This is a genomic window from Colwellia demingiae, assembly GCF_007954275.1.
Lineage (GTDB): Bacteria > Pseudomonadota > Gammaproteobacteria > Enterobacterales > Alteromonadaceae > Colwellia > Colwellia demingiae.
The window spans coordinates 214,296-238,473 of record NZ_VOLT01000004.1; the positions used below are offsets into that span (position 1 = coordinate 214,296).

At 37.0% G+C, this 24,178-nt stretch carries 24 protein-coding genes; 12 read left to right on the plus strand and 12 right to left on the minus strand.

Translation table 11 applies throughout. The annotated features are described in order from the left end of the window. Positions 1-142 precede the first annotated feature (142 nt). The 3 genes from ESZ36_RS09065 (at position 143) to ESZ36_RS09075 (ending at position 4,302) form a co-directional block, all read left to right on the plus strand. Positions 143-2,053, plus strand: a complete 1,911-nt coding sequence (locus ESZ36_RS09065; protein ID WP_246129041.1) for a tetratricopeptide repeat protein — start codon at positions 143-145, stop codon at positions 2,051-2,053. Continuing rightward, the gene (locus ESZ36_RS09070) at positions 2,053-2,589 is read left to right on the plus strand and encodes a hypothetical protein (RefSeq protein ID WP_146786613.1); all 537 of its coding nucleotides are present in this window, start codon (positions 2,053-2,055) and stop codon (positions 2,587-2,589) included. The genes ESZ36_RS09065 and ESZ36_RS09070 overlap by 1 nt, the downstream gene beginning before the upstream one ends. Before the next feature lie 99 nt (positions 2,590-2,688). After that, positions 2,689-4,302, plus strand: a complete 1,614-nt coding sequence (locus ESZ36_RS09075; RefSeq protein WP_146786616.1) for a GGDEF domain-containing phosphodiesterase — start codon at positions 2,689-2,691, stop codon at positions 4,300-4,302. Between the two features lie 67 nt (positions 4,303-4,369). Here the strand turns inward: ESZ36_RS09075 and rraA are convergent, their stop codons facing one another. Continuing rightward, entirely contained in the window at positions 4,370-4,855 is a 486-nt protein-coding gene (gene rraA, locus ESZ36_RS09080) for a ribonuclease E activity regulator RraA (RefSeq protein ID WP_146786619.1), read from the minus strand. A gap of 336 nt (positions 4,856-5,191) precedes the next feature. Here rraA and ESZ36_RS09085 point away from each other — a divergent pair, with 336 nt between their 5' ends. Both ESZ36_RS09085 and ESZ36_RS09090 read left to right on the plus strand, forming a co-directional pair. Then, positions 5,192-7,084, plus strand: a complete 1,893-nt coding sequence (locus ESZ36_RS09085; protein ID WP_170235811.1) for a putative bifunctional diguanylate cyclase/phosphodiesterase — start codon at positions 5,192-5,194, stop codon at positions 7,082-7,084. A gap of 333 nt (positions 7,085-7,417) precedes the next feature. Further along, positions 7,418-9,277, plus strand: coding sequence for a methyl-accepting chemotaxis protein (locus ESZ36_RS09090; RefSeq protein WP_146786625.1), 1,860 nt, complete (start codon positions 7,418-7,420; stop codon positions 9,275-9,277). 109 nt (positions 9,278-9,386) lie between these two features. Here the strand turns inward: ESZ36_RS09090 and ESZ36_RS09095 are convergent, their stop codons facing one another. The 5 genes from ESZ36_RS09095 to priA form a co-directional block, all read right to left on the minus strand. Continuing rightward, positions 9,387-9,764 carry a gamma-butyrobetaine hydroxylase family protein gene (locus ESZ36_RS09095; RefSeq protein WP_146786628.1) on the minus strand — a complete coding sequence of 126 codons (378 nt, stop codon included), beginning with the start codon at positions 9,762-9,764 and terminating at the stop codon, positions 9,387-9,389. Between the two features lie 98 nt (positions 9,765-9,862). After that, complete coding sequence (hslU, locus tag ESZ36_RS09100; protein ID WP_146786632.1) at positions 9,863-11,194, minus strand: ATP-dependent protease ATPase subunit HslU; 1,332 nt, start codon at positions 11,192-11,194, stop codon at positions 9,863-9,865. A 230-nt stretch (positions 11,195-11,424) separates the two neighbouring features. Further along, positions 11,425-11,943, minus strand: coding sequence for an ATP-dependent protease subunit HslV (gene hslV / locus ESZ36_RS09105; protein ID WP_101227872.1), 519 nt, complete (start codon positions 11,941-11,943; stop codon positions 11,425-11,427). A 131-nt stretch (positions 11,944-12,074) separates the two neighbouring features. Then, the gene (locus ESZ36_RS09110; RefSeq protein WP_146786635.1) at positions 12,075-12,650 is read right to left on the minus strand and encodes an SPOR domain-containing protein; all 576 of its coding nucleotides are present in this window, start codon (positions 12,648-12,650) and stop codon (positions 12,075-12,077) included. An 85-nt stretch (positions 12,651-12,735) separates the two neighbouring features. Beyond that, on the minus strand, positions 12,736-14,946 hold the full coding sequence (gene priA, locus ESZ36_RS09115) for a primosomal protein N' (RefSeq protein WP_146786638.1): 2,211 nt from the start codon (positions 14,944-14,946) through the stop codon (positions 12,736-12,738). 318 nt (positions 14,947-15,264) lie between these two features. On the opposite strand from priA, the gene rpmE reads away from it, so the two are divergent. Next, positions 15,265-15,477 carry a 50S ribosomal protein L31 gene (rpmE, locus tag ESZ36_RS09120; RefSeq protein ID WP_146787350.1) on the plus strand — a complete coding sequence of 71 codons (213 nt, stop codon included), beginning with the start codon at positions 15,265-15,267 and terminating at the stop codon, positions 15,475-15,477. A 36-nt stretch (positions 15,478-15,513) separates the two neighbouring features. On the opposite strand, the gene ESZ36_RS22515 is transcribed toward rpmE, so the two are convergent. Then, entirely contained in the window at positions 15,514-15,651 is a 138-nt protein-coding gene (locus tag ESZ36_RS22515; RefSeq protein WP_170235812.1) for a hypothetical protein, read from the minus strand. 232 nt (positions 15,652-15,883) lie between these two features. Between ESZ36_RS22515 and ESZ36_RS09125 the strand changes: the two genes are divergently transcribed. The 4 genes from ESZ36_RS09125 to dnaB all read left to right on the plus strand — a co-directional run bounded on the left by ESZ36_RS09125 (position 15,884) and on the right by dnaB (position 19,718). Continuing rightward, positions 15,884-16,498, plus strand: coding sequence for an RNA polymerase sigma factor (locus ESZ36_RS09125; RefSeq protein WP_425457379.1), 615 nt, complete (start codon positions 15,884-15,886; stop codon positions 16,496-16,498). Then, positions 16,491-17,066 carry a hypothetical protein gene (locus ESZ36_RS09130; RefSeq protein ID WP_246129042.1) on the plus strand — a complete coding sequence of 192 codons (576 nt, stop codon included), beginning with the start codon at positions 16,491-16,493 and terminating at the stop codon, positions 17,064-17,066. Before ESZ36_RS09125 ends, ESZ36_RS09130 begins: the two co-directional genes overlap by 8 nt. 86 nt (positions 17,067-17,152) lie before the next feature. Next, on the plus strand, positions 17,153-18,118 hold the full coding sequence (locus ESZ36_RS09135) for a DUF4097 family beta strand repeat-containing protein (protein ID WP_146786640.1): 966 nt from the start codon (positions 17,153-17,155) through the stop codon (positions 18,116-18,118). A 181-nt stretch (positions 18,119-18,299) separates the two neighbouring features. Then, positions 18,300-19,718, plus strand: coding sequence for a replicative DNA helicase (gene dnaB, locus ESZ36_RS09140; protein WP_146786643.1), 1,419 nt, complete (start codon positions 18,300-18,302; stop codon positions 19,716-19,718). Positions 19,719-19,926: 208 nt separating this feature from the next. Here the strand turns inward: dnaB and ESZ36_RS09145 are convergent, their stop codons facing one another. After that, on the minus strand, positions 19,927-20,346 hold the full coding sequence (locus tag ESZ36_RS09145) for a secondary thiamine-phosphate synthase enzyme YjbQ (protein ID WP_146786646.1): 420 nt from the start codon (positions 20,344-20,346) through the stop codon (positions 19,927-19,929). Between the two features lie 21 nt (positions 20,347-20,367). Continuing rightward, the gene (locus ESZ36_RS09150; RefSeq protein WP_146786649.1) at positions 20,368-21,348 is read right to left on the minus strand and encodes a LysR family transcriptional regulator; all 981 of its coding nucleotides are present in this window, start codon (positions 21,346-21,348) and stop codon (positions 20,368-20,370) included. Between the two features lie 185 nt (positions 21,349-21,533). On the opposite strand from ESZ36_RS09150, the gene ESZ36_RS09155 reads away from it, so the two are divergent. Then, a complete protein-coding gene (locus ESZ36_RS09155) occupies positions 21,534-21,665 on the plus strand; it encodes a hypothetical protein (protein WP_246129060.1) in 132 nt (43 codons plus the stop codon). A gap of 89 nt (positions 21,666-21,754) precedes the next feature. After that, a complete protein-coding gene (locus ESZ36_RS23170) occupies positions 21,755-21,850 on the plus strand; it encodes a hypothetical protein (protein WP_425457380.1) in 96 nt (31 codons plus the stop codon). Positions 21,851-22,101: 251 nt separating this feature from the next. On the opposite strand, the gene ESZ36_RS09165 is transcribed toward ESZ36_RS23170, so the two are convergent. The 3 genes from ESZ36_RS09165 to ESZ36_RS09175 form a co-directional block, all read right to left on the minus strand. Continuing rightward, positions 22,102-22,632: a VOC family protein gene (locus ESZ36_RS09165; protein ID WP_146786652.1), complete on the minus strand. Its 531-nt coding sequence runs from the start codon at positions 22,630-22,632 to the stop codon at positions 22,102-22,104. 185 nt (positions 22,633-22,817) lie between these two features. Beyond that, positions 22,818-23,678, minus strand: a complete 861-nt coding sequence (purU, locus tag ESZ36_RS09170; protein ID WP_146786656.1) for a formyltetrahydrofolate deformylase — start codon at positions 23,676-23,678, stop codon at positions 22,818-22,820. A gap of 128 nt (positions 23,679-23,806) precedes the next feature. Next, a complete protein-coding gene (locus tag ESZ36_RS09175) occupies positions 23,807-24,058 on the minus strand; it encodes a VF530 family protein (RefSeq protein ID WP_146786659.1) in 252 nt (83 codons plus the stop codon). Between the last annotated feature and the right edge of the window lie 120 nt (positions 24,059-24,178).

A 24,178-nucleotide genomic window follows, 5' to 3' on the forward strand; every position in this document is an offset into this window, starting at 1 on the left:
GCTTAACTCCATTATTATAAGATGAATTCCATAAATGTAAACAGAAAAGGCTATTTTTGTTTACCTTTATGAGGTAAAAAGAGTGATGAGTAATATTGGATAACCTCTAATGTTTTATTTTTCAATTACTAACGGTATATATATGACGATAAAACGATTGTTTCTGTTTATAGTTTTTACTTTTAAAGTGCAGTTACTTTCTTTTCTTTTAGTCAGTACTACTCTAGCACAAGCCGCGTCTGAACAAGCTGTGTTAAGTAATCAAGTACAGCAACTATTGAAAGTAAACAATGAAATGATTGACATTGATATGGTGAAGACCCTGTCAGAAAAAATCATCAATAATCTCCACGATTACTCAAACGATATTCTCGCGAAAGTCTATTTGCTCTCTGCAAAGGTTGCTAGTAATCAAGGAAACATTAACAACGTTTTTGAGTTTACTAAAAAGGGTTTAGCAGCAAATAGCCTGGATAAAAAAATTAAATTGGCGCTGTTATTCAAATTAGCGGATGTATATGTAGCCAGAAAAGAATACAACCAGTTGTTAGAAGTAACTGAAGAAGCAGTAAGGAATAGTGAATTTAGTCGTAGTGTTAAGTGTCGACTATTGTCACTAAGTTATCGTAGCGTCGCGTTTGCAATGCTAGGAAAACATCAGCAGGCTTTGGCCGACCTACAACAAGTTGAGCTAGGTATCAGTAGTAGTGAACTAACCGAGCATATTCAATTACTGACTATTTTAGCTTTGGCTTATCACCATTTAGGTGATTATCAAACATCACTAACAATGCAGTTAAAAATATTAAAACTAAGATTTGAAATGAATCAAAAAAGAAATATTGCTCAAACCTATTTATATTTAGGGTATGCCTATTTTTATTTACAACGTTTTGATGATGCATATAATGTTTTTTGGGAATCTAAAAAGTCTGCAGAAAAAAATAGGGTCCCTATCTATGTTGCTCACGCCAATAAAGGGCTAGGTTTAGTATCAATATCACAAAAAAAATTTAGTGATGCATTTGAGCCTCTACAACAAGCAATAGAAGTCTTTCATCAACATAATATGCTTTCTGAACGTATAGAAACGTCTGTTGCTCTGGCAAGTGCTAAATTAGGCGTTGAACAAAAAATTGAAGGTTATGATTTATTAAATGAAGTGATACGCCTACTTAATGGCAAGGATATTTCGTTAGAATATACTGGCTTTTATCGAATGGTTGCTGAAATGCACTTCTTACAAGAAAATTATCAACTTGCTTATCGTTGGCGGGAAAAATATAGTCAAATATTATTTTATAAGCTTAATAAGAAGAAGAAATCCTTCAGCATAGTGCAAGGTTTATCTCATTTGGCCGTAGGGAAAACACCTAAAATAGAGCCTGTTGAAGAGTCAAAAAGGCTTGCCGTAAAATTAGCAGAAAACAGTGAGCTATCAAGTAGCTTTGCTGGGAAATATGAAAAACAACGAACCATTATTATAAGTTTATCGGTATTGGTTGGTTTATTAATACTCACCTTGATTGGCTTGTTCTTGAGGTCAAGGGCTCAAAGAATAAATAGAGCATATCAAGAGCTTGAAAAGCCAAGCCAAAGTATGGCGAGCCCCATGCAAACAAAGTTTGCTTATCAATTGGCCTTTAAAAAGGCAAGAAAGTTTCAATACCCTTTCAATGTTGGTTATCTTGTTGTTGAGAATTGGCAGGAGCTTATTTTTCATTTTAATAGTAAAACGATTAGTGAAGTGACTAAAGGTTTGTCCAGTGTAATTAATGAACATATAACAGAGTTTGATTATGTGGGTTTGTTAAATGAAGGTGAGTATTTACTGCTTTTTGAGCACCAAAGTAATCAAGAAGCTAGTGAAAAATTAGAGAAGCTAGTACAAGCAGTCAATACAAGAGCTTTTGCAAATTTAGGTGATTTTTCAGTGACAATGAAATATTCGTTAAATATGGCAGGTTTTAAAGATATTGATCCGTATCTATTTTTGGCACGCATTGCTGAATCTGTTAATATTGCGCAAGTTAATCCGTCTAAGGCACCTTAATGTTTTTTGTTTCAGTTATAACGCTTATTTTTGTATTCATTAGTATTTACTTCTTTTTTCGTGCAGAAAAATTGCAGAGAAAGCTAATAACTCAACAACGAGAAAGTTCATCTACTCGCAAAGAAAATAAAGTGTTAGTAGAGTCGATGACCCTCGTTGCTACACGTGAGCAGGAATTTGCTAAAGAAAGATTAAAGCGTTTAATAGCTTATGCTAAAGCGAATGAGCATGAGCAACTTTTAATACATACAGAATTAATTAGTCCATTAATTAATAACTACAGTATTATCTTCCAAGAATGTTTAAAAGGAAAAGGTCGCCTTAAAGCTATTAGCCAGAAGTGTTTTGAAAATCAAGACAGCTCAGCTTATAAAAAATTCGTTGCTATGCTAGTTACAAGTAATAAACAATTAAAACGCTACTGGTCTAGTGATAATTTAAATGGTTTTCTTTTTTTAGTTGAAGCCCTACTAACCTTTGACGGTGATTACGCCCACGCATTAGCAACAGATCAGAAAAGTAGCTGTCTATCTTAAAAGGGCACCTTTATAACTTAGTATTTCTGTACAAAAGATAATAATTTTATTAGGCTAACTAATTGCTTTGATAAAATCTCCTAGGATAGGTGATTAAATATGAATCGTTTTAACGTTAAGTACTTTGTATTACTTATCATCGTAATTATAATTATTGCCCTGTCGGCTCTTTTTGCGCAACTTTATAGTGATAAACTCCCGCTTAATTTGATCGCTATAGTTAGCTATGTTGCTACGGTTATTGCCGCTAGTATTCTAGTTTTATTCTTCATTCAAAAGCTACTTATCCCCACACCGTTAACTGATGATATTAAAACCATTAGCGTTGAAGAGTTATTTTCTTATACTCATGACCCTGCAACAAACTTACCAACAACACAGCAAGCGTTAAGAGCTTTTGACGTTGCTATCAAGTCTGACACCGGACAACGTTATGCTGCTGTAGTATTCAAGCCTATCAATTTTCAACAAGTAAATAGTTTGCTGGGCTATCATAACTCTGACTTGTTATTATTGCAGTTTGCCTACTGTTTACAGCAAAGAATAGAGGATAATACAAGTTTATTAAGCTTTGGACTTAATCCTAAACCAGTGAGAATAGCTCGTTTACAAAGCCTACAATTCTTGGTGGTTTATAATTTAACTGATAGCCGTTTTGATGATAAAAGCATGATAAATGAATTGTGTCATCAATTAGCTGACGCTGTGCCTGATGCTATGAGCTTTAAGAGTTTTTCTGTCAATTTTGAACTCGCTTTTGGTATTGCTATTTCTGGGGATAATGGAGATGACTTTGATGAAATTATTGATCACGCAGGTGATGCTTTACTTCATGGTTTAAAGGCACAACAGCAAATTAATTATTTTGATAACAGCAGTATTTCATATAACCAAGTTCAGCTTGCTCGAATGGAAGCGTTACGTCGAGATATTAAAGAAGAGAAGTTGTTTTGTTATTTAAAGCCCCAAGTAAATATTAATAATCATTATATTGTCGGTTTTCAATTAAAGGTTCATTGGTATGAGAATGACTCGGTTAAACCTTTGGAGTTATCTGAGTTCTCCGATCTTGCTGAGCATAGTGGTGAATTATATTTTTTGACAAAGTATATGCTTAACAAAGCACTTTCAACTCTACATACCTTGCATAGAATAGGAGTACACCAACGTATCTCTGTAACTTTGTCGAGTGAAAGCTTATTTGAAGTGGATTTGGTTGATTATATTGAGCAACAATTAATACAGTATAATATTGCCGGTAAATATTTAATGATTGAGCTAAGTGAGCAAGTCTTACTTAGTGCGAGTCATCGCGTAAAAGCCATTATTGATCAGCTAAAATCATTGGATATAAATATTTCCATTGCTAATTTTTCAGGCAGTTATGAATCGTTACGTTATGTCAGAAAAATGGCTATTCATCAACTTAAAATAAACTGTCAGCAATTAACAAACGATAGCAGTAACCGGGTAGATAAGGCGATAACTAATGCGCTTGTTACGTTGACTCGCAGTATGAAAATTCCACTGGTAGGTACTGATATTGACAGACATGAAGCTTCGGAAGCTTTTACCGCTATGGGGGGAGAATTAATTCAAGGTAATATTATTCATCCAGGAGTCGTACCTGAAGAGATAGAAATTTGGTTAGAGAAGTGGTATTTACAGCACCCTGCATCAATACCCCCAGAACTCAGACCATCTATCTATTAAATCTTAGGTGCTAGGTATTAAATTTATGGTATTAGGTATCAGGCTAATTTATTACATAAGCCTTACTTTATGCAATATCGAGTGCTTCAGGCGACAGGATAATACCGGTATTATCAGCATAAATATAATCATCAGGTAATAATGTCACACCGGCAAAATTAATCGCCATATCAGTTTCTCCAATATTTTGCTCACTTGCCCCGACAGGAATTGCTCCGAGCGCTTGGATACCAATATCTACTCCATCTAAAGCATCTACATCACGTACACTGCCATAACAAACAATCCCTTCCCAGCCATTGTTAGCCGCACATTGTGCAATACCTAAATCAATCAGAGCTCGTCTGGTGGATCCCCCACCATCAATGACCAATACTTTACCCGTGCCATCTATAGCAACGAGTTCATTGATCAAGCCTAAATGTTCAAAGCACTTTAACGTAACAACTTTGCCAGCAAATGAACTGCGACCACCATAATTACAAAAAATCGGATCAACAACATCAATCAAATCGGCATAAAAGTCACATAATTCAGAGGTGTTATATTGCATGTTAGTTCTCTTTCGTCTGAAAATTAGGGGCTATGTCAGTATATATTGTTATGTTAAAAATAAAACCTATTATATATTTATCGGGTATGACTTGAATTTAAAGGTAAAAGCCTTTTTAATAGCACTCATGTTTACTGGTTTAACCTAAAGTATTTTAGCAAATTACACGTTCCAGACAGGTATATTAATAGCCATGATTAAAAAATTTTTATGATCGAATTTATAACACCTCGAACTTTTTTATTTTCGACACAAACAGTGGTTTTTTCAGTACTATTATTTGTCTTTTATATTTTTTATCGCACCTTTTCGCGTAAATATGTTAAATATTGGCTAATGAGCATAGGTGCACTAAATTTAAGTTATCTGATTAAGTCTTTAGTACCGTATTCTAGTCGTAATTTTTCAAGTGACTCTTGGCAAATACTAGCTGAGTTATTACTACAAATTTGCCAATATTCGTTCTTGATTTTCCTGGTTTTTGGCGTTTATATTGCAAAAAAAAATAAGGAATTGTCTAAAGAAATATTAACGAGTGGCATTGCTGTAATTGTAATACTCAGTGTTATCTCGACAATGTTTTTTGCCTTTGACCCAAGCCAGGCATTTAACCATTTCTATTTAACTATAAGCCTCCCTAGCTTTATTTTTGGCTGCACTTTTCTTTCATTAGCTTGTTATCTTTTATTTGACAAAAAAAGCTACTTCTCAAGTCAAGTTTTAATGTATTTCTCTGCCATTTTTGGCTTGCGGTACTTAATGCATTCTTTTATTTCAATTGTCGCTTTAACAGAACCTTGGTTCCGTCAATTAGAGCTGTTCCTATTGTATTTCGATGTTGCCGCACATAGTATCCTGGGCTTTACATTACTTATTTGGATGCAAGGAGCTGAAAGGTTTGCCACGTTGAGTGCTATAAGTAGAGCGCAGTACCTCGGTAAACATGACTCTTTGACCGGGGCACTTAACCGAGAACAAGTGATGGCTAAGTTGTCAGATAAAATGCAAGAGCTAACACATGCCAATAAAATAAATAAGAATCAGGTGAAGTTGGCAGTTTTTTTAATTGATATAAAACAGTTTAAATTTATTAATGATACTTATGGTTTAAAAGTAGGGGATTATATATTAGGAGAAATTGCCAGTCGTCTAAATCATAGTGTATTCATACCACAAGCAGTCGGTCGCTTAAGTGGTGACTCCTTTATGTTTGTCATTGAATTTGAACAATCATCGCATGTCGACCGAGCGGTAAATCATATTCATGAACTTATTGAGCGTTGTTTCCGCTATGAGCAACAGGAAATAACAATTCAAGGAAGCATCGGTTATTGTTTTTATCCTGATGATGCTGATAAATCGGAAGATTTGCTACAAAAAGCCAACCTTGCCCTACATCACGCCGAAACCAATAATATTGCTTCTGTTGCTTTTGAAGAGGGGATGCAGGCACAGGGACGACATTTAGTCTTGATGGAGAAACAGCTAAGATCTGCAATAGCTAATGATGAGTTTATTTTATATTACCAGCCACAATTAAACTTATTTACCAATAAACTTGAAGGAGTAGAAGCCTTAGTACGTTGGCAGCATCCTGAAAAGGGGTTGCTCTCTCCCGGTGATTTTTTAACGGAACTCGAAACGTTAGGCATGCATAATGAGTTTGATAACTATATTTTAGCCAAAGCTTGTCAAGCGAGTGAACGTTGGTTCAAGTTATATCAACGACGTGTCGCCATTGCTGTGAATATAACGGCAGTCGAATTTCAGAACGAACAACTGGTTACGAATATTCAAATGTTATTGCATAAATATGGTATCCCCTCTAAATATATTGAATTAGAGATTACTGAAAATGTAGTTATGACTGATATTACTAGAGCAATGGATAGCATTGTGAAACTGCAAAGTATGGGCATTAAAGTCTCTATTGATGATTTTGGTACAGGTTATTCATCTTTAGCGTATTTACGAGACTTGCCAATAGATAAGATAAAAATTGACCGTAGTTTTATTAATGAAGTGGCTATCAATGATTCTGACCTCACTATTGTTAAGTCCATGATCGACCTTTCACATGGCTTAGGTAAAAGGGTTTTAGCTGAAGGTGTTGAAACTATCGATCAACTCAATCTGCTTCGCCATTTAGGTTGTGATGCAGTGCAAGGTTATTTTATCAGCAAACCACTCCCTGAAAGTAAGTTAGTACGATACCTTAAGAAAAAATAATTCAGGTACAATCTTTTGGAGTGAAGTAATCGCAAGCTACTGTTATTGTTGGAATAATGAAGTTGGTTTTCTTTTGTTATAACTGACAATGAATGGATGAGGCCTGTAGTTTAGAATTTAAAACTAAAAATAAAGCGATACTTACCGATACAGATCTATAATAGAAGCGAAAACGCAACATTGGTTCACTTTATGTCTATGTAACTTTGTACTACGTTGTCCCCATCGCACTAAATCACATTGAAAGACAAAGAGAAATTGGCTAATAATACGTTAAATTTCCGTTAATTCACGCTTTATACAATATATGTTAAATTTTTAAGGTTAAACCCTATGCTTATCAAGAACAAATTAATCGCCAATACTGGAATCTTAGTACTGGCCATGATCCTAATGTTAGTGTTGCTGAACTATGAAAGTTCGGCTTTACAACATGATATTAATATTGCAAAAAGTATAGGTAATATTAAAGCTTCAGTACTTGAATTAAGGCACGACGAAAAAGATTTCTCAGCTCATAAGAAATTAAAATATTCAGACCACTTCAATAAACAAATGAAAAACGTTCAGCAACAGATTAATACGCTATCCGATGACTTTGCTGCGGTTAACTTATCTATGCCTGAATTAACAAGTATGGGAAATATCCTTGTTCAATATCAAACTCAATTTACTAATATTGTAAGGTTACAAAAGAAAATTGGCCTTGATGCTAAATCAGGTTTGTACGGTGAGCTTCGTGTTGCCGTGCATAGTGTTGAAACGCTTATTGGTAACGATAATTACCGTTTACGAAGTGAAATGCTACAGCTTAGACGAAACGAAAAAGATTTTATGTTACGCCTTGATGATAAGTATGTAGATAAACTTAATAAAAATGTTAGCAAATTACTTACCACTGTCCAAGCGAGTGATTTCTCTTCCTCTAAAAAGCAGAAAGTTAACAACCTTATCAAAGCCTACCAAAATGCGTTCTCAAATTTAGTCATGTCCCAAAAAGAACTCGGTTATAACGATAAAATGGGAGTCATGAATGAAATGCGCAATGTTGTTTATCAAGTTGATATTGAGCTTAAAAAGCTATTGACGCATAGTGAGGCAGCGGTAAAAGAAGATGTTAATTTTATTAATACACTGGCCTATAGTCTTTTTACAGTTGTGCTGGTCGTTGCTTTAGTAAGTGCTTGGTTAATTGGAAAAAGTATTTTGAATCGAATTAGCAACTTACAAAGTAGTATGAATAGTATCGCCCAGAGTAATGATTTAACGATTGAAGTAGATGTTAGTGGTGGGGATGAACTATCTGAAATGGCAACAGTATTTAACCATATGTTGACTAACTTTAGATCACTTATTGTAGAAGTAAATCATTCAGTAAACACACTCAATACCGCTACAGGCAGCTTGGCTGAAAATATTTACAATGCTAACGAAGGTGTGGAAACTCAGATGCAACAAACGGATCTTGTCGCAACCGCAGTAACCGAAATGGTGGCAACAGTAGATGAAATTGCGACTAATACGCGAGAAGCTGCGCATAAAGCTGAGGTAACAAATAGTAATGCAGGTAAAGGTAAAGCAGGGGTGGAACAGACCATTAACCAAATAGGCCAATTATCAGAAAAACTATTGGATTCAGAAAACGTAGTTAAAGAATTAGAAAAAGAAAGTGTCACTATTGCCTCGGTATTAGGTGTTATTCGTGGCATTGCCGAACAAACAAATTTATTGGCGTTAAATGCAGCAATTGAAGCAGCAAGAGCCGGAGAGCAAGGGCGCGGCTTTGCTGTAGTCGCTGATGAAGTTAGAACACTTGCCAGTAGAACTCAAGATTCAACGCAAGAGATAGAAACAATTATTGGCTTATTGCAAAAACGTACTCAAGAGATAGTCACTCTAATGGCGGAATGTCGTAATCAGGGCGAAGAGAGTGCGGAGCAAGCAAGCTCTGCGGGAGCAATGCTTGATGAGATAACACAAGACGTCGCTTTGATTATGGATATGAATAGTGCCATTGCTACGGCGATTCAAGAGCAAAGTACTGTTGCATCAGAAGTTAACCAACATGTCGTGATGATTAGAGATGTGACAGAACAATCAGGTGATTCGGCTAAACAAAATGAGAAAATGAGTGGAGAGTTGTCACAACAGGCCCAAGTCCTAACTACAGAGGTTAGCCGCTTTACCGTATAGGGTTATCTTTGCAATGATGTAAATAAAAAGGCCCTAACTATTTGAGAGTTAGGGCCTTTTTATTGTACGTGAAACGTAAAGCCGACATAGAATTGGTAAGTTGACTGTTTTATAACTGTTTAAAATCAATCATCGCTTCACGGGAGTGACCGCTATCTTTTAATTCGCTTAAATAGTCCTGCCACCGAGTTTCATATTCAAGTGCTAACGTTTGGATAAATTCTTCACTAAAAATAGCGCTATGGCCATCATTGAAAATCAAGCGATAACCATGCTTAGCGACACTCTCAATATTGACTAAAAGCACATTCTTTTTATGGCTAGTTACTTGAACTTGGCCAGCTTTGTTTTTTTTAGCTGAGTTTGCATCAGAGCTAATACGCAAATATTCAAAGCTTAATTGAGTATTAGCTATATTCTCATTAGCAGAGAACTCAATAGTTAGACTGTGTACGGTATTATCTATAATAAAACGGGTAACTTTCATTGTAGTAAACCACCTAACCTTTTATTTAATTATTTAATCGGATACCAAAAGGATCAGTAAATTAGTCCGATTGGTATCACCTAGTAAGTCTCTAGCTATTAAAGAATAAAACGACTTAAATCTTCGTCTTTAACGACTTCACTTAATATCTTAGTAACATAAGCTTGATCTATGCTGATGGTCTCACCACTGCGTTGATCAGCATTAAATGATAAGTCTTCAACCAAACGTTCCATCATCGTGTGTAAACGACGGGCACCAATATTCTCAGTTGTCTCATTAACTTGCCAAGCTGAATCAGCAATAGCCTTAATACCATCATCGGTAAAGGTCACTGACACACCCTCTGTAGCAAGTAACGCTATATATTGCTCAGTAAGTGAGGCAAAAGGTTCTGTTAAAATACGAACAAAATCGTCAGCGGTTAATGCTTGTAATTCTACACGTATAGGTAAGCGACCTTGTAACTCTGGGATTAAGTCAGATGGCTTTGTCATTTGAAAGGCACCAGAGGCAATGAATAGAATGTGATCTGTTTTTATCATGCCATGCTTAGTGCTAACAGTTGAACCTTCAACTAAAGGCAGTAAATCGCGTTGTACACCTTCACGAGAAACATCACCGCCGCCTGAGTTATCAGCACGCTTACAAATTTTGTCAATTTCATCGATAAAGACAATACCATTTTGCTCTACTGCATCAATAGCCTTTTGTTTAATGTCATCCTGATTAACTATTTTAGCCGCTTCTTCTTCTTGCAACGCTTTTAGAGCATCTTTAATCTTAAGTTTACGCTTGTTAGTTTTATCACTAGACATGTTTTGGAACATGTTTTGTAATTGTGAAGTCATATCCTCCATACCTGGAGGTGCCATGATCTCAACACCAACTTGTGGCGCTGCTAAGTCAAGCTCTACTTCTTTATCATCTAATTTACCTTCACGTAATTTTTTACGGAAAATTTGACGAGTATTCGTGTCATCACTTTTTTCATCATTACCAAAGCCGTCACGAGCAGGAGGGAGAAGTACATCTAAAATACGCTCTTCAGCGGCTTCTTCAGCAAGATGTTTAACACGATCCATCTCACTTTCTTTAACCATCTTTATTGCCATATCAGCAAGGTCACGAATAATAGTTTCTACTTCTTTACCAACATAGCCCACTTCGGTGAACTTAGTCGCTTCCACTTTGATAAATGGTGCATGGGCAAGTCTTGCCAAGCGGCGAGCTATTTCAGTTTTACCAACACCCGTTGGCCCTATCATTAAGATATTTTTAGGAGTAACTTCGTTACGCAGATCTTTATCAAGCTGCATTCTACGCCAGCGGTTTCTAAGGGCGATGGCAACAGCGCGTTTGGCATCACTTTGGCCAACAATGTGGCTATCTAATTCATGAACAATTTCACGTGGGGTCATATTTGACATTATTTATTCCTCGTTGTTGCCGAATATCAATTAAGCTAACTAAGTGATTTTTTTAAATGGTCTAAATTTCCAATAACATCGTTACTTTCAATCCCAATAGCTCGCTATCGCTCAATCAAGTGCTTTATTTTTGAAAATTTATCCTCACTAAAAATGGCTCTATTAATTTAATTGCTATAGGAGTGCTTTACCCATACTCAGGCAGCATGTTAATCAATTTCTACTTAGGGCTATAATTCGTCTATAGTTTGTTCTTGGTTGGTAAATACACAGATGTTACCAGCAATAGTAAGTGATTTTTCTACTATTTCTTTGGCACTTAATTCGGTATTTTCTAAGAGAGCTGTTGCGGCTGATTGGGCAAAATTACCGCCACTACCTATAGCGATAAGATCATGTTCAGGCTGAATAACATCGCCGTTACCGGTAATGATTAATGATGCTGTTTCATCAGCGACAGCAAGTAAGGCTTCAAGTTTTCTTAACGCTCGGTCGCTTCGCCAATCTTTAGCAAGCTCGACGGCGGCTTTGGTTAAATGACCTTGATGTTGTTCAAGTTTACTTTCAAAACGCTCAAATAATGTAAAAGCATCGGCTGTACCACCGGCAAAACCAGCGAGTACTTTGCCATTATATAAACGACGCACTTTACGGGCATTTCCCTTCATTACGGTATTGCCAAGTGATACTTGACCATCACCACCAATAGCCACTTTGCCATTACGTCTAACTGAAACAATAGTAGTCATATTAACCTCATTTTAACTCAATTCTTTGATGTTAATGTAATTGGGGTCTTTATGATTTTTTCAAGGATTAAGGGTAATATTATACCAATCAGTTTAAGAACGTAGTCACTTCTTTATGCCGGATGGCATTGTTATCGCCATAACCAAATTTGACAGTAATTAATATTGTTACGCTTTAGCTTATGTTTATCATTTTCAGCAAGGCGTTTACGGGGGTAGGGGCCTAAGAATACTTTATGCCAGGTACCCTTTTTACCCGTTACACTTTTGATTTGTGCTTCGAGCCCTGAAAAGGCTATTCGTGCTTTTAATATTTCCGCTTGTTTCTGTGTTTTAAATGAACCACATTGCATTTTATAAGGACCTTTTTCTTTGACCTCATATTTTCCTACTTCGATTTCTTTGGTTTCTAAATCCTTAACGTAAGTCCATTTTTCTTTAGGTGGCTTAGGTAATTCATCTGTTTTGTTTAACGGTTTTTTTTCGTTGACGGTTTTGATTGGTTCAACTAACGGCGTTTTAGTGCTGGGATCAGTTTTCAATGACCATAAACCATATGCGAATGCAGCAATTAGAATGAGAAGTAATAGGCTGATTAATTTTGCTTTAAGTGGAACTGCGCTGGAATTATTAGATGGCTTTTTACCATTACGGTTATTCTTTTTCTTTTTTGCAGGTGCGCGGGAAACGTAATCTTGATTAGCCATGAAATGCGGAGAGTCGCTAAGAGGGAAATTCTAGCTAGTGTAACCGAGCTGACATAAAAAAACACGGTTACCTCAGGCTTTTTTGTTACCAATTAAGATCGATAGGATCGATGTCTAAACTCCAACGAACCTTACTTTGCCATTCATTGTTGGGTATTTGTGTAAGCAACTGCAAAATAGCACGGTGTAAATCTTTTCGTGATTTCGCTTGAATGATTAAGTGATATCTAAATTTACCTGCTTTTTTCTCCATTGCAGCTGGCACTGGGCCAGCAAACTCACAGCCATCTAGTCGTTGTTGTATTAAGGCGCGTAAAAATTTTTCTGGGTAAGAAGGATAATTTGCATCAGCTCGCAACAACGCTTGAAAAGTAAAAGGTGGCAGTAGTGCCTGCTTTCGTTCAGTGAGTGCTTGGTGAGCAAAATGGTGATAACCATTTTGTACTAAATCTTGCAACAAAGGGTGATCAACAAAGTTACTTTGCACTAATACTTTTCCGGGTTTACTTGCCCGTCCGGCGCGCCCTGCTACCTGAATCAGTAACTGAGCCATTTGCTCACTGGCGCGAAAATCAAAACTAAATAAAGCGCCATCAACATCAAGCACAGCCACTAAAGTGACATCAGGAAAATGATGTCCCTTGGCTAGCATTTGTGTACCAACCAGTAATTGATGTTTCTTATCAGTGACTTCTTGTAATAATTTTGCTAATTCACCTTTTTTACGGGTGCTATCTCGATCGATACGCACAATAGAACTATCAGGAAATAGTTCTTCTAACCGAAACTCTAATTGCTCTGTACCCTGACCTAGTGGTGCTATACGAACACTGCCGCAACTAGGGCACTGCGGAGGTATGCGCTGTTGATTGCCACAATGATGACAAATCAGCAATTGCTGCTTTTGGTGCAAGGTATAAGGTTTATCACAGCGCAGGCACTCAGCAAGCCAATGACACTCTTGGCAATTAATTGCTGGCGCATAACCTCTTCGGTTTAAAAACAATAATACTTGCTCACCACGGGCTAAGGTTTTTTTCATTTCATGTTTAAGTGTGCCAGATAAACCAAACTCAACTTGTTGCTGGTTCATATCAATAAGGGCTATTTTAGCTTTATTACTTTTACCTGCTCGATTATGAAGTTGATGGTAACTATATTTCCCTGACAAAGCATTTTGCAACGACTCAAAGCTTGGCGTAGCGGTGCCCAAGACAATAGGAATATCAAGCTGTCTAGCGCGAAGAATCGCCATATCTCTACCATGGTAACGAAAGCTATCTTGCTGTTTTAATGACGAGTCATGTTCTTCATCGATAATGATTAAACCAAGGCGATGTAAGGGAGTGAAAACTGCCGAACGGGTGCCAATAACAATAGCCGCACTGCCTTGGTGAGCGCTTAACCAAGTGGCTAAACGTTCTTTATCATTTAGCCCTGAATGGTGCAGAGCAATAGGCACATTAAAACGTTGTTCAAAGCGATTTAATGTTTGTGGTGTTAAGCCGATTTCGGGCACTATTACTAATACTTGCTGATTATTTGCAAGTACTTCTTCCATTGCTTGCAAATACACTTCTGTTTTACCGCTGCCAGTAACCCCATCAATAAGATGACAAGAAAACTGTGCTAAGGAATGATTTATAGCACTGACAATGATGGCTTGCTCACTTGAAAGTACTAACCGGTCAGCTTTGTTGAGGGTATTTTCTTGCCAAGTATACTGGCTAGCTACCTGTTCTTGTTCAATGATTAACGCTTTACTCTGTAAAGCGTTTAACTGCGCTTTGCTATACCCCAATGTACGCAGCTCTACCCAACTGATGCCATGGTGACTGTTAATTATTTGATATAGCGCGTATTGCTTTGCGGCTTTTTTTTCTAATTTGGATAATAGGTTCTTGTTATTTTCATTTGAGGGTTGCGCTTGCCATACCATAGGTGGGCTTAAGGTAATGTTTTCTATTTTTCGAAGCAAAATAGGCAAGGCTTGCTGGAAAACATCGCCAACGGGGTGGTGGTAATAATGAGCGCATAATTGTAAAAAGCTAACCAGTGACTTACTTAGATTAAAATTATCATTAAGACGGGCGGTAATGTTTTTAACTTTACTCACCTCGAAATCACATTGTGCTTGTGCATCAATAACAATACCAATAACTTTTCGCGGGCCAAAAGGTACAGCAACACGCTCTCCAACTTCAATAGCAGGATCGGATAGTGCTTCTGGCACTCGATAAGTAAATAGCTGTCGCATAGGGACAGGAATCGCAACTTGAATGTATTGTTCAGACACTTTTAATCAGCAGATTTTGGTTAACAATGGTTAGTGCTATTTTGCCCCGTGTAATGAATACTGCCAAGTACCAATATTGCTTTCTTTCTAAATAAGCCAAACTAGCCTTTTATTAGTCTATTTTGGCTTATTTATGTTGCAGTTATTTAGGCTATCATTTATTATTCGCCCCCATTAATTTTTAACTACGTATGGTGCTTGGCATTTCGGTTTTCTTGGTAGAGTAAACTCTTGAGGAGTATATTCTTGAAAGTAAACAATAAGTAAATGGCTAAGTGGCGATGCGCCCAATTTCTCTTTAAAGAGATAGAGGTTCCCATGAAAAAAGATATTCATCCTAAATACGTTGAATTCAATGCAACTTGTTCTTGTGGTAATGTTGTAACAACTCGTTCTACTATAGGTAAAGACATTCACCTAGACGTATGTTCTGCTTGTCACCCATTCTACACTGGCAAGCAAAAAGCTGCTGAGACCGGTGGTCGTGTTGATAAATTCAACAAACGTTTTGCTGCAATCGGTAAGAAGTAAATACTTCTCCCTTGTAATAAACGTAAAAAAAAGCGCCTATTGGCGCTTTTTTTGTGCCTGCTCATTGATAGGATTTTGTACTTCGATACCTCCTTTGAAATCACCTGTATCAGCTAGCTTGGCGACAATTTTATCATCGAGATAAAAAGATGCGTCAAATAGACTTTCACTCACTTTTTATCTTGATAAAAAGTAAACAAGCCTAATACTGATGATTATATTTCTCTCATTTTCTTAATTTAATCAAATACTCTTTAAACCTTTTTACCACGTAAGGTATCTTAGTTAATATTAGATACTATTTTAGACAATTATTTTAGATAGCCATAATGGATAATTATTTTGAACCAGATAGAGGCTTTAGCTTTTGGATAGCCAAACAAAACAAGATAAACAAGTCATTGACATAAAAGCGCGCTTTAGTGCCAATAAAGATTATCCCTTCGGTGATAGTGATGATGAACAGTTATGGATAACAGAAGCTAAGCAAGGGTCTCAAACCGCTTTTTATCAGCTCTATGAAAAATATCATCGGCGAATTTATGCTTTGTGTTGGCGAATGTTGGCAGATAAAGACAGTGCTGAAGATGTCTGCCAGGAAGTTTTTGTTGTGTTGTGGCAAAAGATTAATAATTTTCGTGGTGAAAGTAAATTTAGTACTTGGCTACATAGTGTTGCAACAAATGTAGTGCTGGGGCACCTACGTAAACATAAAAACTGGTTACAGCGTGTTTTTAGTATTGAAGAACAAGGGGCAAGTGTCCAAGAACCGAGTGTTAATTTAACTGATGATTCAACGCTCACTCTATTAGACCAGCACATTGCCCGCTTACCTGAACGGGCACGCTTAGTGTTTGTTTTGTTTGCTGTTGAAGGCTATCGTCATGAGGAAATTTCCATAATGTTAAAGATGGCAGTAGGTTCAAGTAAATCTCAATACCACAGAGCGAGAAATTTATTAAAAGAATCATTACTAGCTAATGGCTTTGTATCTATTGAGGAGGAAATAAATCATGAGTAACTACAACCCTCAAGAGCACATGCACCTAAACAATAAAATTTCAGATAAAACACTGGCAGAGCAAGTGGCAGCGTTACCCATTGAAATGACACCCGAACGAGATTTATGGTCGGGTATCGAGCGAGCCATCAATCATAAGAGCCAAGAAATATCAGTAGATAAGCAGCGTAATGTTTTTATGCCAAGCGCCTGGGCAGCTTCTATTGCACTGGTAATGTTGATGTCTTGGTTTACTTTTTCACCATCGACTAATGAAGAAAGTGCTCCTGAGTTGGTGAAAAAGCAAGAAAAAAATAGCGTTACTCAAGGGCAGTTGGTTAATTTTATGCAACAAAACTTTAAGCAACAAAAGCAAACCTTATTAGCAAGTTATGGTCAACCTACTTTTGATAAATTACCTGAAGCAATGCAACAAGAACTAACGCAACTGTCGGATGCAAGAGCATCAATAAGGAAAGCATTGTTAACAGATGAAAATAATGCTGACTTATTAAATTTATTAGACTTTACTCAGCAACAAGAATTGAAGCTGCTACAGCAATTATATCGCCAATATCAAGTGATTTAGCTAATTACAATGTTAACGCCCAGCAGAGTTAACTAAAAAAATAGTTCGCTAAACACCGTAATAAATAGCAAAAAGAAGAGGTTCCAATGAATAAATTAACAAGAAAAATACAACAATGCGCAACTATCGTCACAGTAACGACTTGCTTAATATTAAGTGGACAATCGTTAGCAGCCATTGAAGTGGCAGAGAGCTTACCAAGTGATAATGTCACCAACGTATCCATTAATAATCACAGTGGTTTTATTAACGTAGTGGGATGGAATAAAGATAAAATATCCGTTACAGGCACGCTAGATGACGATGCAGAAAAGCTTGTTTTTGAACAAAAAGGCGCACAAGTTCTTATTAAAGTTGAATACCCGAGAATGGATAATTGGAGTGCTGATGGTTCAAAGATAACTGTTTTTATGCCAAAAAACATCCGCATGAAATCCTCAAGTATTTCTAGCGATATTCATTTATCGAACTTACATGGTGGCGTTGAAGTGAAAACCGTTAGTGGTGATGTTTTGGCGAAAAATGTAACGCACAGTGTTGATCTTAATAGTATTAGTGGCAATATCAATAGTGATCAATTAGCCGGAAAAGTATCGTTATCAGCCGTTAGTGGCGATATAAAAGATACAGACTCCACCGGTCGGTTAGAAATTAGATCGGTGAGTGGTGAAGTTGTTATCAACAGCCAAGCCAAGGAAGTTTTTTTCAATAATGTTTCCGGTCAAAGTAAACTTAATTTAGCCGAAGTCATAGAATTACGTATTAGAACTGTCAGTGGTGATTTAAATGCAAAACTCATCTTAAAGGAGAAAGCCTTACTTAAAGCGTCAACCGTAAGTGGTGACTTAGTATTTACTTTTCAAAAAGATGTTGATGCTGATTTTAGCCTTAAATCAAGTGTTGGCGGCGACATAGATAACAATATTACTCAGGTTAAAACTGACCATGATGAATATGGTCCGGGCGCAGAGTTAAATTTTCAAACGGCCAATGGCAGTGCTTTAGTAAGAGTGTCAACGGTTAGCGGTAATATAGAGGTTGGTAGTAAATAATATTTTTAACTTCAAGCTATTTTTAGGGGAAAATTTTATATTCCCACAAGGTAAATTCTGCTACATTAGCACTCCTTTTTTAGATACTCGCCAGTGTTGTTTTACCTTAGTTATAGTAAGGGGTGAAGCAATAGTTAAGACAAGCGCGAGTATGGTGATGTAGCAGAGTAGGGTTAAGGTAATGGCCGACAAAAAGCCACGTAAATTTGCAAAAGAACAACAATTTATTCGAGATAAACAAATCGATGAATTAAAAGTACCCCCGCACTCGTTAGAAGCTGAGCAATCTGTATTGGGTGGTTTGTTACTCGATAATGAAACATGGGATCGTGTTGCTGAAAAAGCTGTAGCTGCTGATTTTTATAGTCGCTCACATCGCCTTATCTTCGAAACTATTGGTGGGTTAATTGAGTTAGGTGAGCCTGTTGATTTAATCACCCTGTCTGAAGCCCTAGAAAACGATCAAAAACTTGATGATGCTGGCGGTTTTGTTTATCTCGCAGAGATGATGAAAAATACGCCGAGTGCAGCAAACATCACCGCTTATGCCGACATTGTACGTGAACGAGCGGTAACCCGTGAAATGATCAGTGTTGCCAATGAAATTGCTGAAGCAGGTTACGATACGCAAGGTCGAAGCAGTGCAGATTTACTCGATTTTGCTGAAACCAAAGTTTTTGCTATTGCTGAAAAAAGAGCCAATAAGAATGAAGGCCCTGAAAGTCTTAATTCTGTCTTAGAAAAAACTGTCGATAGAATCGAAAAGCTTTGTTCAACACCATCAGGTGGTGTTACGGGTGTACCAAGTGGTTATGCTGATTTAGATAAAATGACGGCCGGTTTACAAAAATCTGATTTGATCATTGTTGCTGCACGTCCATCGATGGGTAAAACAACTTTTGCGATGAACTTGGCTGAACATGCTGCGATGACACAAGAACATCCTGCGCTTATTTTCAGTTTAGAGATGCCTGCAGATCAAATTATGATGAGGATGTTGGCCTCTTTAGGACGAATCGATCAAACCAAAATTCGTACTGGTCAGCTAGAAGATGAAGATTGGGCACGCCTCTCTTCAACCATGGGATTGCTCATGGAAAAAGGTAAAATGTTTATTGATGATGCTGCCGGTTTAACGCCAACAGAAGTTCGTTCAAGAGCGCGAAGAATACATCGCGATCATGGCGGTATCAGTATGATCATGATTGATTATTTACAATTAATGCGTGCACCACAATTCTCAGATAACCGTACCTTAGAGGTTGCTGAAATTTCGCGTTCACTTAAAGCTTTAGCTAAAGAATTAAAAGTACCAGTAGTTGCACTTTCTCAGTTAAACCGTGGTTTGGAGCAACGTAGTGATAAACGCCCAATTAACTCCGATTTACGTGAGTCTGGCTCAATAGAGCAGGATGCCGATTTAATTATGTTTATTTATCGTGATGAGGTTTATCACGATGACAGTGAATTTAAAGGCATGGCAGAGATTATTATTGGTAAACAACGTAACGGACCGATTGGACGTGTGCCACTAACCTTCCAAGGTAAATATTCTCGCTTTGATAACTATGCTGGGCCGCATGTATTAGAAGAAGACTAGTTGTTGAATAACATTCAGCTTGTCGTTGTATGGTCCAATTTAGGCGTCAAAAGTACTCATTGACTAACGTCAGCCCCGTGCTCTTTTCTTTAACTTGAACAATACAACTTAAAGCTGAATGCTATTATCGATAAGTAGACGCCTAATAATTAAATTCGGGAAAGACGTTGTTGAGGTTAGGTTATATCCAGCCTTACGTTTTAGCTCTTTATTCACCATTGATAGTAACCACAATCGTGCGGTTACTAGCATGATCTCTATGCTCACCTAAATATATTCCCTGCCAAATACCAATATTTAATTGCCCATGACTAATCGGTAAACTCAGGCTATTACCCAGTAGGCTGGCTTTTATATGCGCAGGCATATCATCATCACCTTCATAGGTATGTTGATAATAAGGTGCTCGTTCAGGAACAAAGTGATTAAAATGCGCTTCCATATCTGAGCGAACCGTTGGGTCAGCATTTTCATTAAGGGTAATGGACGCGGAACTATGTTTTATAAAAAGGTGAAGAATGCCACAGTTAACCTTGTTCAGCTCTGGTAGTTGGCTTAGTACTTCATCAGTGATTAAGTGAAAACCACGCTTTCTCGCTTTCAACCTTAGTTCAGTTTGATGCCACATGCTTTACCTCAATAGTTTAGTTTAATTAGTATACAAACTCGCAAACTCTTTGATAGCTTCAGGTAATAGTTTTTCTATCATATCTATCTGTTTACTCTTTTTATCATAACGGGCGTAGAGCTTTTTATGAATGCCTGTTTCACCTAAGCGCATACAATGAAATAGCGACTTCTGGGTAACACTTGTTACTAACCAGTCAGGCAATGTGGCCACACCCATGTTTGCTGAGACCATTTGCAACATAACATGGCTATTAGTCACTTGCTTTATTTTACTCGGTTTACATTTAGCTGGCGTTAGAAATAATTTAAAGATATCTAATTGCTCAGGCGGTAAAGGATACGTTAACAAAGTCAACTGGCTAAAATGCTCGGGCAGTAAATAGGGCGCTGTAATTCCTTCATCTTGATGAAAATGCTCAACCCATTTTGAAAATATCAGGTTTTTACTTTCTTCATTAGGTCGTATTTGATTAGTGACAGCTTGATTAGAGAGCACAGCCATTACCTCAAATTGACCAATCTCTTGGTAAATTACATCTTCTTCTGCTAATTTCTCGTCATTAAACAAAATATCAACTTTATCCTCACTTTGTTTTTTGTGCCTATGAATTTCAAACGACTCATCAATAAACTCAAGTTCAACGTTATTTTTTTGCTGTGAAAAGTAGCTTGTTACGGGCAATAACCACTGAAAACAGGCATGGCATGCTATGGCTATTTTTAAGGAAGTTGGTGCTAATACGGGTGACTTTAAGGTGTCATTAGCTTCTTTAATCTTTGGTAATATCTCTTCGCCAAGGTCAAGCAGCACCTTTCCTGCTTTAGTAAACTCAACGGGTGAAGTATTACGAATAAATAAAGGAGCATTTAAACGTTGCTCAAGATCCTTTAGTTGATGCGACAAAGCCGACTGACTACTAAATAATTCTTCAGCAGCTTTGCGAATGTTCCCTGTATTGGCAAGGGTTGTCAGCGTTTTTAAATGTTTTATTTCGAACATAATGAATTTATTTCTACACCCTGATGAATTTATTGCGCTTATTTCGAATGACACTTTTTTAGAGTATAACCATTTAAACGTCTAGACGTCTATTTGTTTTTTTGTAAAAAATGATATGAACCAGTTAACAGAGCTCTTACCGTTTAACTAGCAGATCAAATAAACATATTGGAGTAGAACGACAAATTCATTATTTAGGTTTCCCACGTACAGATGCAAAATGTGAACTAAAATTCTCTTTAGAAAAATACTGGCGCGGTGACTTATCACAAACTAATTTTTTAACTGAGTGTCAAAGTCGTCGTCAACAAAATTGACAAATTTAGTAAGAGGCTGGCGTATAATTATTACTCATGGGAGATTTTTACTCTTACGATCATGAACTAAATACTAGATTTTTGCTTGGATTAAACCAGTTCAAGCTATGCTCACGGACCCTATTACTATGTTATGTTGGTCGTTTTATCGTGATGATTTATCACGTGAAAAAGTATCCAAATAAATTGCGTACGCTATTAGCGATTAGGTGGTTTATTTAATTGATAGTGTTTTAAAACACGTGCATAGGCAGAGACTAAGCTGGCGTTAGTGAACATGGTTAATGCTGCTAAGCAATTACGTAAAGAATATGAAGTGTAATTTTTGTAAGTGAGAAGATGATTAACGTCTAATGTGAGAAAAGCACCATAGTAATTAACTCTGGTGCTTTTTGGTTATATATTTAACCGTAAAACTTAAGTCTATGAGTTAAAATTAATCTTGCTCGTGTAACCAAGCAGCATGGCGCGGTGCACGCTTAGTCACTGACCATTCTTCAATCATATCGTGAGCAACTCTGTTAAGTTCTTTATATTGCTCTGCTGTGCCAGTATCGGCAGCAAGTTCTAAACGGTGGCCGTTAGGATCAAAGAAATAAATAGACTTAAAAACACCGTGGTTAACTGGACCTAAAATTTCAACGCCTTTACTTTCAAGCTCTTCTTTAGCAGAGACTAATACATCATAACTCGCTACTCTCAAAGCAATGTGCTGCACCCAAGCCGGAGTATTCTGATCTCTGTCCATGGCTGGAGAATTAGGTAATTCAAAAAAGGCTAAAACATTTTCATTTCCCGCATCGAGGAAAATATGCATATAAGGATCTGGCGCTTTGGTTGAAGGTACTTCATTTTCAGCAATAGCGAGCACTAAATCCATGTTTAGCTTGTCTTTGTACCAAGCGGTTGTTTCTTTGGCGTCTTTGCAGCGATAAGCAACGTGATGAATTTTTTCTATATTAATCATGATCAGGACTTTTTATTAAAATAGGTTATGAGGTAATTTTAATCACAAAGTGGACACTTAGGCTAATTTTACCCTTATTTAGTAAAACACTTTACGTCAGGGGGAGTTGACGGCTGTACAAAATTAATTACAGCCGACCTTGAAATGTATCGTTAGACTAAAATTAAACTAAAACTAAAACAAAGCTAAGCCAGAATAACTGTTTTATCGCCATTGATACAAACGCGTTGTTCAGCATGAATCCTTACGGCGTGGCTTAATGCTGTCGCTTCTAAATCATGGCCCATATGTACCATTTGCTCTATGGTAAAAGCGTGGTTAATTGGTTTTACTTCCTGAGCAATAATTGGACCTTCATCAAGATTAGCTGTTACATAGTGCGCGGTTGCCCCAATGACTTTAACACCACGAGCATGAGCTTGGTGATAAGGGCGAGCACCTTTAAAGCTAGGTAAGAATGAGTGATGGATATTAATGGCCTTACCTTGTAGTTGTTGGCATAAACCATCAGAAAGTATTTGCATGTAACGGGCTAATACTAATAAGTCGATATTAAGTTCTTCCATCAAATCGGTAATTTGAGCTTCTTGATCGAGTTTGGTCTCTGCATTGACTGGTAAATGGTAAAAGGGAACATTATGCCATTCACTTAACGCCTGACAATCTTGATGATTAGAGATAACGCCAACGATATTGATCGGTAAAGCACCAGAACGCCACTTAGTTAACAATGAGACTAAACAATGATCGTCTTTTGACACTGCAATCAGGACATTGGGTACATCAGCACGTTTACGTAATTGATATTGCATGGCGAGTGGTTTGGCTAACTCATTTAATGCTTTAACGAATTCACTACTGGAAACCGTTAAGTTACGATCATCAAAAGCAATACGTGAAAAAAAGGTTTCACTATACGGGTCACTGTACTGTGATGTTTCGGTGATAAAAGCACCGTGGGAAAACAAACTTTGCGATACTTTGGCTAACACGCCAGTATTGTCCGGGCATTGCCAAGTTAAAATATAATGAGTAGCTGAAGACATAACGTACTTATGTGCCTATTTAGTAATTAGTATTACCGCCATCATTAGATATTTTTCGTTGCAATACCAGTACTTTGATCCTAAATTTTATTAAATTAGTAGCCAGAGATGCGAATGAATCTGTCGAACTAGTTCAAATCATCTGATTCAAATGAGTTTTGAATTTTAATTTTATTTTTAATGTAAAGCTGCTCAACCTTTTCTCTAGCCCACGGCGTTTTACGCAGAAACTTTAATGTAGATTGAATACTTGGATCATCAGTAAAACATTTAATTTTGATTGTTCTACCTAACGTTTCAAAACCAAAGTAGGCTTCTAATTCAGTAACTATGGTCTTGAGCGTTAGGCCATGAAGAGGGTTATAAGGCTGGTTATCCATTATTTATTCCAATAAGTAACATCGTTACTAGCTATTGAGAACTAGTAGTAGCATGTAAACAAAAAACACAATAACGAGAGTATATCATTATTGTGTTTTTATTGGGGTATAGCTTAGTTT